This window comes from Sporosarcina sp. FSL K6-3508, from assembly GCF_038615825.1.
Classification (GTDB): Bacteria; Bacillota; Bacilli; order Bacillales_A; family Planococcaceae; genus Sporosarcina; species Sporosarcina newyorkensis.
Map to the genome: position 1 here is coordinate 1,603,912 of NZ_CP152016.1, position 9,260 is coordinate 1,613,171.

General features: G+C 42.9%; 13 protein-coding genes. 12 read left to right on the forward strand and 1 reads right to left on the reverse strand.

Translation table 11 applies throughout. The annotated features are described in order from the left end of the window. Positions 1-6: 6 nt before the first annotated feature. On the forward strand, positions 7-447 hold the full coding sequence (locus MKX97_RS07670) for a DNA-binding response regulator (protein WP_342537337.1): 441 nt from the start codon (positions 7-9) through the stop codon (positions 445-447). 112 nt (positions 448-559) lie between these two features. On the opposite strand, the gene MKX97_RS07675 is transcribed toward MKX97_RS07670, so the two are convergent. Further along, positions 560-1,363 carry a DUF4393 domain-containing protein gene (locus tag MKX97_RS07675; protein ID WP_342537338.1) on the reverse strand — a complete coding sequence of 268 codons (804 nt, stop codon included), beginning with the start codon at positions 1,361-1,363 and terminating at the stop codon, positions 560-562. Between the two features lie 255 nt (positions 1,364-1,618). On the opposite strand from MKX97_RS07675, the gene MKX97_RS07680 reads away from it, so the two are divergent. The 11 genes from MKX97_RS07680 to MKX97_RS07730 all read left to right on the forward strand — a co-directional run bounded on the left by MKX97_RS07680 (position 1,619) and on the right by MKX97_RS07730 (position 9,257). Further along, complete coding sequence (locus tag MKX97_RS07680; RefSeq protein WP_342537339.1) at positions 1,619-1,990, forward strand: hypothetical protein; 372 nt, start codon at positions 1,619-1,621, stop codon at positions 1,988-1,990. A 114-nt stretch (positions 1,991-2,104) separates the two neighbouring features. Further along, positions 2,105-2,467: a hypothetical protein gene (locus MKX97_RS07685; RefSeq protein ID WP_342537340.1), complete on the forward strand. Its 363-nt coding sequence runs from the start codon at positions 2,105-2,107 to the stop codon at positions 2,465-2,467. Positions 2,468-2,571: 104 nt separating this feature from the next. Next, positions 2,572-3,426, forward strand: a complete 855-nt coding sequence (locus MKX97_RS07690; protein ID WP_342537341.1) for a terminase small subunit — start codon at positions 2,572-2,574, stop codon at positions 3,424-3,426. Further along, the gene (locus MKX97_RS07695; RefSeq protein WP_342537342.1) at positions 3,392-4,732 is read left to right on the forward strand and encodes a PBSX family phage terminase large subunit; all 1,341 of its coding nucleotides are present in this window, start codon (positions 3,392-3,394) and stop codon (positions 4,730-4,732) included. The genes MKX97_RS07690 and MKX97_RS07695 overlap by 35 nt, the downstream gene beginning before the upstream one ends. A gap of 12 nt (positions 4,733-4,744) precedes the next feature. After that, a complete protein-coding gene (locus MKX97_RS07700) occupies positions 4,745-6,361 on the forward strand; it encodes a hypothetical protein (RefSeq protein ID WP_342537343.1) in 1,617 nt (538 codons plus the stop codon). After that, positions 6,358-6,525 carry a hypothetical protein gene (locus MKX97_RS07705; RefSeq protein ID WP_342537344.1) on the forward strand — a complete coding sequence of 56 codons (168 nt, stop codon included), beginning with the start codon at positions 6,358-6,360 and terminating at the stop codon, positions 6,523-6,525. Before MKX97_RS07700 ends, MKX97_RS07705 begins: the two co-directional genes overlap by 4 nt. A gap of 6 nt (positions 6,526-6,531) precedes the next feature. Beyond that, positions 6,532-7,536, forward strand: coding sequence for a phage minor capsid protein (locus MKX97_RS07710; protein ID WP_342537345.1), 1,005 nt, complete (start codon positions 6,532-6,534; stop codon positions 7,534-7,536). Further along, on the forward strand, positions 7,511-7,753 hold the full coding sequence (locus MKX97_RS07715) for an HNH endonuclease signature motif containing protein (RefSeq protein ID WP_342537346.1): 243 nt from the start codon (positions 7,511-7,513) through the stop codon (positions 7,751-7,753). The genes MKX97_RS07710 and MKX97_RS07715 overlap by 26 nt, the downstream gene beginning before the upstream one ends. A 306-nt stretch (positions 7,754-8,059) precedes the next feature. Then, on the forward strand, positions 8,060-8,305 hold the full coding sequence (locus MKX97_RS07720) for a hypothetical protein (RefSeq protein ID WP_342537347.1): 246 nt from the start codon (positions 8,060-8,062) through the stop codon (positions 8,303-8,305). Beyond that, positions 8,299-8,547 carry a hypothetical protein gene (locus MKX97_RS07725; protein ID WP_342537348.1) on the forward strand — a complete coding sequence of 83 codons (249 nt, stop codon included), beginning with the start codon at positions 8,299-8,301 and terminating at the stop codon, positions 8,545-8,547. The genes MKX97_RS07720 and MKX97_RS07725 overlap by 7 nt, the downstream gene beginning before the upstream one ends. 125 nt (positions 8,548-8,672) lie before the next feature. Beyond that, positions 8,673-9,257, forward strand: coding sequence for a phage scaffolding protein (locus MKX97_RS07730; RefSeq protein ID WP_342537349.1), 585 nt, complete (start codon positions 8,673-8,675; stop codon positions 9,255-9,257). The last annotated feature ends 3 nt before the right edge of the window (positions 9,258-9,260 follow it).

Below are 9,260 nucleotides of genomic sequence, written 5' to 3' on the forward strand. Positions count from 1 at the left end.
AGTGGCATGACGGAGAAACAGATTGAGCAGATTTTAAAGGATTATCACTGGATGATTAACTCAGTAAAAGTAATGCGAGAATATTTAAAGGACGCAGGAGACGGTTTGACAGCCCAGTATGGCATAGAATCTATCATGCCAAAAGGAAAAGGCGGAGCAAGCGATCCAGTCTATCGAGAGGTGATTAGACGTAGTAAGCACCACGAAAAAATAGCTGGTTATGAAACTAAAGTGAAAATGATTCAAGAAAGAATCCACGTTATTACAGACATTCGAGAATCGGAAGTTCTGCATTGGTTACTCGAAGGCAAAGGGTACTCATGGATTGCAAGGCATATGAGTTTATCAGAGCGGCATATCAGACGCCTGAAAGATTCTATTGTATGGCAAATGTCTGAAATGTCGAAAATGCCGAATTCGCCGAATACGTCGAGAAATTGTTCTTAAAGAATAAAGAGAGTAAACTGGAAGGCAGGTCGGGGAGTTGGGTAGTGCGTGATATGCACATGTATCCATTCCCCGTTTTGCACGTAAATTCAATACTTAATTGGTTCTAGATTTATTTTAGAACAATTTTTACAAAGTCTTCCCCGAATGGAGTTAGTTTTGCTATCCCATGCGTACATGTTATTCTTACAAAACGTTTCAATATTTCGGGCTTAGCTTCTTCATCTAAGGATAGCAATTTCTCGTAATGCAAGAAAAGTTCTGTTTTATTGAAGTCATTATATACGTTCTGATCTAGAATGCTTGAAGTGTAATTCAACGAAATAAGTCCAACCCTGTTAAGATTCGTTATCGAACTAGCTTGGAGATCGATATCACTCTGCGAGGGGTTAGATAAGAAAACGTTAGTTTGCAAATCTACACTTCCGTCATTCTTAGAAGTGGACAATCTGTAGTTTGCTATAGGCAATGCATGTGACTTTTTAAAGAAAGATAAGTTTGCAGCGTCTAGTGGTGATAACTGTTTGATAATCTCGACGAAAGAAGGATGAACATGTTTAGCTTTTGAAATTTGCATAGATGATAAAATTAATTCTTCAAACATCTGTTTTAAGGCATCATTGTCCATGTAGAATTTAGTCGCTTCAATGGCCGGACCGATGATGTGCATTTCAGGTTCTTTTAAATCTTTATCATCAATATTTTCGGATTTAGTAACTAAATCTTTAACGAATTGATCTCGCTTCATCATTTCAGCTGCCATGCGATTGCTGGCATAGGTTTGTGTTCTACTACCAACCAGACCGAAATATATATCAGTTAATGATTGGCCTATCGATAACGATAAAGGTCTGGCCGATTCTGTCACTAAACCTACAACAGCTTTTTCAACATTATTATCATTCGATTCTGTCATTGTTAGCACCTCCTCTCAAATTAAGTATACTATGAAGGAGTGGAAAGAGTGGAAAATATATTCAATCAACCCATCATAACTTCCTGGTTTATATTTTGGATTTTCTTTTGTTGGAAGGTAGTTCCAGTCATATTTAATGGGAATAAAGGTAAATAATTTGATTCATTTATTCGATGAATTGAAGTTGCGATCAGAACGAAGCAAATAGAGGAATATCACCTTCTTTGACGAATATTGTCATTGAGGAGTGATATTATGAACGATATCTTGTTTGATGGCATTCACAAAGTAGCTAATGAAGAAGCAGTAGTTAGAATGCGTTATTATATCGAAGAAGCACAAAAGGGAATGCGTTTATTTGAAACGGATAAAAAGGGCGCTATGTCCGTTGCGAAAGAAATACGCCAACAACTTCAGCGTGAATATAAAAATAATGACTTATTAAGAATTAGAAAAGCTTATGCTGATCACGATCTATTTCAGAGTAATTACAGCCCGGCAGTACACGAGTCAATTGCATCGATAACTGGTCCGTTGTCTTATAAAAATTTATATAGTTTTCTTTATGACGTAAAAGATTATATGAGTTATAACATACCAAGTAAATATGAAGAATCTTTTGATTAGGCACCCCTAGTGGTGCTTTTTCTATTCCCAAAATAAAATATGTCGGTATTTGTCGAATGATTTTCCTGGGTATTAATGAATGATAAGGTATTATAGGAGAAAAGGAGTGATATATTGTTTAAATTTATCAATATGACAACATTAGCTTTGTTTGTCCTTTTTTCCTTAGTCGGTTGCAATGGCGAGGATACAATAAAGGATAAAGAAGACGTTCCGACAGAGCAAGAGGAACGAGATTCAGGAGTAGCAGATACAGAGCGGGATATAAAGCCAGTATACTCAGAAGAAGAGTTAAAAGCTGACCCTAAAGCACCGTCAATAAATCCGAATGACTATAATAATGATGGGGAATTTGTTCCTGAAAATGGGCCCACAGATAATCCAGCTGATTATAACTATCAAGGGGAATACAAGCCTGTAGATCAGATGACGAAAGAAGAAATTGAAAAAGAACTACTTGATATGTTAGGTAGATAATGTATTAATTCCATCCATTATTGGATGGTTTTTTTATACCTGAATAAAGGAGTGAGTGGTGATGTGACATGCTGAATTGGGAAGAGATTCAGAATGAGTGGGAAATGACAAAGATAACACTGGCTGCGTTGGCTGAAAAGCATGGTGTGAAATTAGGGACATTAAAGAGCAGAAAAAGCCGTGAAGCTTGGGTAAGAGGTTCATCTAGAAAAGATGCAACTAGAAAGAAAAAGGTTGCAACACCTACGAAAAGGATGCAACCGAAAAAAGAACAATTTGAGCCTGTTGTAGAGTCGGATGATTTAACCGATAAACAACGGCTTTTTTGTATTTACTACATTAAAAGCTTTAATGCTACGATGTCGGCTATCAAGGCAGGGTATGCTACGAACAGTGCCCACGTTGAAGGGAGTCGCTTGCTAAGAAATGCTAAGGTGGCTGACGAGATACGCAGGCTGAAAGGTGAAATGCAACAAGGTATCTTCATCGATGCTATGGACGTGCTCAACAAGTACATCCAGATAGCTTTTGCTGATATCACAGATTACGTTATGTTCGGTAGTGTCGAGCGTCAAGTCATTAACGAGGAGACAGGCAGGCCTAAACTAGATGACAACTTCAAACCGATTACTTACCGCGAAAGCTATGTCGATTTAAAGAATCATGATGTAGTGGACGGCACTATCATAACGGAAGTAAAGATGGGGCGTGAGGGTGTAGCTGTCAAACTAGCTGACAAGATGAAAGCTATGGACTTCCTAGCGAAACACTTCGATATGGTGCCTGATCACTTCAAGCGTCAATTAGAAGAGGAAAAGCTAAAGATTGCTCATGCGAAGGTCTTCGGTTCAGACGATCAAGAAGAGTATGAGGATGATGGATTCCATGAAGCCTTAGACTCTACGACTGTGGAGGTGTGGGGTGATGCTACTTCAAACGAAATCGAAGAAGAAAGCTAAACACTTCTCGTTCCTCACGAATCGTAAACAGTTCAAGAAAAAACCGGCACCATTCAAATTTAAGCCATTCTCTATAAAACAAAAACAAGTACTCACTTGGTGGAGAAACGACTCTCCGGTCAAAGATATGGATGGCATCATTTGCGATGGTTCAGTGCGAGCTGGGAAGACGGTGGTCATGTCCCTCTCTTACGTTATGTGGGCAATGGAAACCTTTCAGAATGAAAACCTGGGCATGGCCGGAAAGACAATTGGCTCATTCCGACGCAACGTCATTACGCCGTTAAAACGAATGCTCAAAGCGAGAGGTTACAAAGTAAAAGATCATCGTTCTGAAAATATGCTGTCAATCAGCAGAAACGGTGTAACAAACTTCTTCTATGTATTCGGCGGAAAAGACGAAGGGTCCCAAGACTTGATACAGGGGATCACGCTTGCTGGTATGTTTTTTGACGAAGTGGCTTTGATGCCGGAATCATTTGTGTCACAAGCCACTGCGCGTTGTTCCGTTGCCGGAGCAAAGTTCTGGTTTAACTGCAACCCAGAAGGCCCTTACCATTGGTTCAAGCTCAACTGGCTGGATAAAGTGGAGGAAAAGAAACTGGTGCATCTTCATTTTACGATGGAGGACAACCTTTCGCTGTCAGCTGAAGTGATGAAAAGATATTACCGTATGTATAGCGGCATCTTCTTCAAGCGTTTCATTCTCGGTCTATGGGTGCTGGCAGAGGGTGTTATCTTCGATCAGTTTAATCAAGAGCAACATGTGGTGCCGACTGTCGAGCGACGTTATGAAAAATACCATGTAGCAATTGACTACGGGACACAGAACCCAACCACATTCGGTTTGTGGGGCAGAAGTGGCAAGGTGTGGTACAAGATCAAGGAATATTACCATGACGGACGCAATGCCGGCAGACAAAAGACAGATGCAGAGTACAGCGCGGAACTGAAAAAGTTCGTGAAAGATATTCGTGTTTCGTCTATCATCGTGGATCCATCAGCTGCTAGTTTCATTGCGCAGTTAAAAAAAGATGGATTCAGCGTTATGAAAGCAAAGAATGACGTACTGGATGGCATACGCAATGTACAGACGGCATTAAGCGAAGGTCTGATTTTATATAACGATTGCTGTAAAGAGACTTTCAGAGAATTTTCTTCATATGTGTGGGACACCAAAGCGGCCGCTAAGGGCGAGGACAAACCGGTAAAACAGTTTGATCACGCGCTCGATAGCGACCGCTATTTTGTGTCGACTATTATATTTGCGCCGCAAGCTGGTATCAGCAGTGCATCCGCATGGTAAAGGAGGGGCAACATGCCGCTAGAATGGAAAAAGTTTGACGAAAAGACCGTGACGGAACTGCACGGCAATGTGTACTACTACCGTAAATTATACGAGGGTAGGCACTCGGAAATATTCGAGCGTGCGAAAGAACTTATTGAAAAAGGTGAGATTGTCGACAACATTATCAATGGCGTACCCAAGACGGCAAACGTCAAGACACCGTATATCGTCGCGAACATCTGTAAGTTGATTCCTGAGATTCCGGCCATGCTTGTCAGTCGGTCGATCGGCACGATTCAGACGTCGGTATCACCCGACGATTTTCAGAATGATGAAGTCAATGAGGAAACGGACGATATGATTGATGGCCCTGCAGACGGTACAGAATCCAGCAAAATCATTCATGCGCAACAGGAAGTTGTGCGTCAGATCGAGAACAACTCCAAGCTGACATTCGAACACTGGGGCAATATTGTACAGCAACAAGTAGATGGCGGCTTGGTCGGTGTACCTTGGCTAGATGATGCGGGACTGCGCATTGAGTTTAAAGCGCGGGACGTGTACTTTCCACATGAGGACGGCATGGGCGTGGATTTAGTCTATCGCCGAGAGATTGATGAGAAGGACTATCTGCAAGTGTACCGGGAACGTGTAGAGCGTGGAAATGGCGTGGACATGAATTTGCGAACGTCTCACTTGCTTTATGAATTGAATGCCAGTAATGAGGCTCGGCAGCTGCCTGATCCAATGGTTAAGCAACTTCTAGGTATGAATGAATTGGAGAAAGTCTACATTGGTCGCGGTCGACCGTTTGTCATCTACTGGCCGAATCAGAAGACGTTCATAAATCAACTCGGCGTGTCATGCCTGAAAAACCAAGAGGGCAAGCAAGATGAAATCAACTGGACGCTTACCAGGAACTCGTTGACGTTTGAACGTAACGGCAAGCCGCGTATAGCTGTATCGCCTGAAGTCATGCGAGCGCTGCAAGACAAAGCGATGGAGCGTTACGGTGACGAGGGTAGGATTGATCATAGAGATTTAGAAATCACGACGTTTGACGACAAAGGCAAGGCGTTAGAAGTCATCCAGATAGATGTAACCAAGATTGGAGACATCGGCTGGGTCAAGGACTTAATCAAACTGGTGCTCATGGAAACACAGACTTCTGAAAAAATGATTGATTTTTATTCGGATGTATCTGGATCAACAGGAGCGGCTCAATCAGGTGTGGCGAAGTTTTATGATTTATTCGTCTCACTACTTAAAGCGGAGCAGATCCAGCAGGAGTACATTTACTTTCTTCAGCAATTGTTTGAATCAGCCTTATGGATTCAGCACGAACTGGACCCGGCTATCATCATCGAAGAGCCGGAAGTGCAAATTAAGTCGATGATTCCAATCAGTCGCAAAGAATTGGTGGAAGAGAATAACAAAGCGTACACAGATGGCACGCAGTCACTTGAAGTGACGATTCGAAGGAATAACCCGACGGCATCTGAAGAATGGGTAATGGAAGAGTTGGCCAGAGTAGAGGCGGAACATTCGAGTGCTGATAGTTTTTCAACTGCACGTGGCTTCCAGACACTTGAGAATTTCTATGGGAATCGTGATGAAAATATGAATCCGATTGGAGATGAGGAATGATGGAAAAACGAACAGCTGAAAGCATCGACCGGTCGTTGAAAAGCATAGCTCGATCCTTGGAAAAGTTGGCGCGAGGGAATGAACCGAAGTCTGATGCAAGCGCCATAGCCAATAGCATTGCTAGTTCCATTATGGGCAGTATTAGTAATAGCACGAGTAGGTGATAACCGATGAACGAAGAACTCCTAAAAGTCATCAGGCAGTTGAAAGATGAAATCCTGTTCATCCTCACCAGTTACAACATGGCAGATGAGACGCATGCCAAACGAGCAATGGAACGGATCAACGAACTGTTTGATAAGCTTGGTATTGTCATCGAGGACGTGATTCCGCCTGTTATTTTGCAGTCGTACATGACGGGAACGGCAGGTGCCGTACTTGGTGCTAGTCTCTATGCAGTTACCGAACTGACAGATAACGTGATGCTTGATTTAAAGGCAGCTATTCGTACAGCGAAGTTGAATACGAATAAGTCCATCAGAAAGGCATTGTCAGAGGTTCAGAGTGAACTTCAATCAGGTGTGGCGAGCGCTGCAAAGAAACGTAAAGTGACTGAAAAAGTCGCAGAATCATTTGCAGAACATGGCATGACCTCTTTTGTTACGTCTGACGGTAAAAACCTGCCACTCGATTTCTATTCCGAAGTTGTCACCAGAACAAATATGCAAAACGCGGAGAATCGTGGCAGAGTTGACTGGTTTGAAGACAACGGCAAGGATTTAGTCATTATCAATGGCGTCACGCCTACATGCAGACATTGCTACGCTCACAGGGGCGTGGTTTTTTCTATTTCTGGCAAGGACAAGCGATTTCCGCCGCTGACGAAAGAGCGCACTCCGCCTTATCATCCGAACTGCATGTGTTATGTGGAAGAGTACAAAGAGGCTGAATTGGATGACCGTTATGTCGAAGCGGACATTGAGCGTTCAAAGAACTTCAATCCTGAAGAGGACAGGCGTCCGGACAATATCAAGAAAGCCTATGACAAGAAACAGGCGAGTAATCGCAAGAATAACTACGAAAAGAAAGCCTATGCTCGCATGGTTGCAGCGCTAGGTGATGAAGCTCCTGCTACCCTCGGCGCATTTAAACGGATGAAGCGCGGTCAGACACCTAAGTATAAGGAGCTTCAAAAGATGATGAGAGAAGTTGATACAGTTGGCGAAGAAACGTGATTATAAGAAAGAGTACCGCGACTATCATTCGAAACCTGCGCAACGGAAAAACCGAGCTGCCAGGAATAAGGCTCGTCGTGTGATGGGCTTGGAAGTCGGGGATAAGCGGGAAGTCGATCATAAGAAGCCGTTGTCCAAGGGTGGCAGTAATGCGAAAAGCAATCTGCGCGTGGTCAGTCGGGCTACCAATCGACGCAAGGGTGCTAAAACTAAGTGAGATGGGAGGGATTGGGATGAAGGTGATCAACGTTGTGGATGCCAAAACAAACGAACTGATCGCGTCTATTTCTGAAAAGGATGCCATTGTCCATAAAGATTATAAAATCATCGAAACTGAGGAGGATGACGAATGAACATAAGCGACCTTAAAGTGAAATTCAAACTTCGCAAAGACCGGTTAGCCGTTCAGTGTCCTCTTACGAAGAGGTGGAGAATCAGTCCGTTTCCATTAAGCGAAAGGAAGTGATCCAATATCTCGGTTCGTTGCTCCGTTATGCAACCAGACAAATAGGAGGGATGGCGAATGAAACCTATCGACTTTAAAGAAAAGAAAGCCGAGTCAGAAGGCATCGTGACTGCCCTACGATTGATTAAGAATCTAGCAATGGCAATCGAACGTGGGGAAATTGAATCCGTGGTCTACGTCACCAAAAAACCAACAGGTGAAGTCGGTACTGGTTACAGCCAAGGCAGTCCGTTAGAAATATTGGGTTTACTAAGATGTGGCGAGGAAGATGTGTTAGATAGTATGAGGCTGAGGAAATGCTGACAAAAGAAACTTTAATTAACACGTTTGAAAAAGTAAGACGTGAAGATTTTCAGTATTTGTTCGTAAATATTGTAGCAGAAGGTGTTGAAGAGGTAATTGTCGTACCGCGACATTCCCTTGACGCAAAAGAAAAGTTCTATATCAACGCTTATACTGACGACTTGAAACACGTAATGAACAAAGATGTCTACATCAAAGGCATGTCTTACGGCTCCGCATACGAACTAGATAATATCTTGTGAAAACACGTCCTCGGCACGACGTCATAAAAGGCTTTTTTATTATGCAATCATTCGCCCGCACAGCGTTACCGTGCAACCTTACGCAGCCGATACTGCGTTATCAAACGTAAAGGGAGATATGCAAAATGACAAGAGAAGAACTTAAAGCGCTCGGATTATCTGACGAGCAAATTGATAGCATTATGGCGGCACACGGAAAAGTTGTGAATCCGATGAAAGAAGAACTGACAGGTGCACAGTCAGAGCGCAATTCATTAAAAACACAATTGACAGAACGTGACACACAGCTGGAAGACTTACGTGGCAAAGCACAAGGCAACGATGACTTGCAGGCAACAATCGATGCGCTCAAAGAAGCGAATGAATCAGCGAAGGCTGCACATCAAGCCGAGCTATCGAAAACTAAGCTGAATTATGAATTGGATCGGGCGCTCCTTGTTAACAAGGCTCGCAATCCGCGGGCGGTTCGTGCATTGCTTGATTCCGAACTCATTAAGTTGGGTGAGGATGGCAAAGTCGTCGGACTGTCGGAGCAACTGGAAGGGCTTAAGACATCGGATCCGTATCTGTTCGCTGATGAAACACAGCAGACTCAACCAGCCGGTCATGTTCCAGGCACTCAACAAAAGCATAACGATCCAGGTAAGCCAGATGCTTATCAAGCCGGCGTGAAAATGTACGAGCAATTAAAACTAAATAAAAGAATTTAAAGG

Bases quoted from the DNA above. Each gene is read 5' to 3' on its own strand.
- MKX97_RS07710 (WP_342537345.1), top strand. From the start codon at position 6,532: ATGAACGAAGAACTCCTAAAAGTCATCAGGCAGTTGAAAGATGAAATC.
- MKX97_RS07695 (WP_342537342.1), top strand. From the start codon at position 3,392: ATGCTACTTCAAACGAAATCGAAGAAGAAAGCTAAACACTTCTCGTTC.
- MKX97_RS07680 (WP_342537339.1), top strand. From the start codon at position 1,619: ATGAACGATATCTTGTTTGATGGCATTCACAAAGTAGCTAATGAAGAA.
- MKX97_RS07730 (WP_342537349.1), top strand. From the start codon at position 8,673: ATGACAAGAGAAGAACTTAAAGCGCTCGGATTATCTGACGAGCAAATT.
- MKX97_RS07675 (WP_342537338.1), bottom strand. From the start codon at position 1,363: ATGACAGAATCGAATGATAATAATGTTGAAAAAGCTGTTGTAGGTTTA.
- MKX97_RS07720 (WP_342537347.1), top strand. From the start codon at position 8,060: ATGAAACCTATCGACTTTAAAGAAAAGAAAGCCGAGTCAGAAGGCATC.
- MKX97_RS07725 (WP_342537348.1), top strand. From the start codon at position 8,299: ATGCTGACAAAAGAAACTTTAATTAACACGTTTGAAAAAGTAAGACGT.
- MKX97_RS07705 (WP_342537344.1), top strand. From the start codon at position 6,358: ATGATGGAAAAACGAACAGCTGAAAGCATCGACCGGTCGTTGAAAAGC.
- MKX97_RS07700 (WP_342537343.1), top strand. From the start codon at position 4,745: ATGCCGCTAGAATGGAAAAAGTTTGACGAAAAGACCGTGACGGAACTG.
- MKX97_RS07690 (WP_342537341.1), top strand. From the start codon at position 2,572: ATGACAAAGATAACACTGGCTGCGTTGGCTGAAAAGCATGGTGTGAAA.
- MKX97_RS07670 (WP_342537337.1), top strand. From the start codon at position 7: ATGACGGAGAAACAGATTGAGCAGATTTTAAAGGATTATCACTGGATG.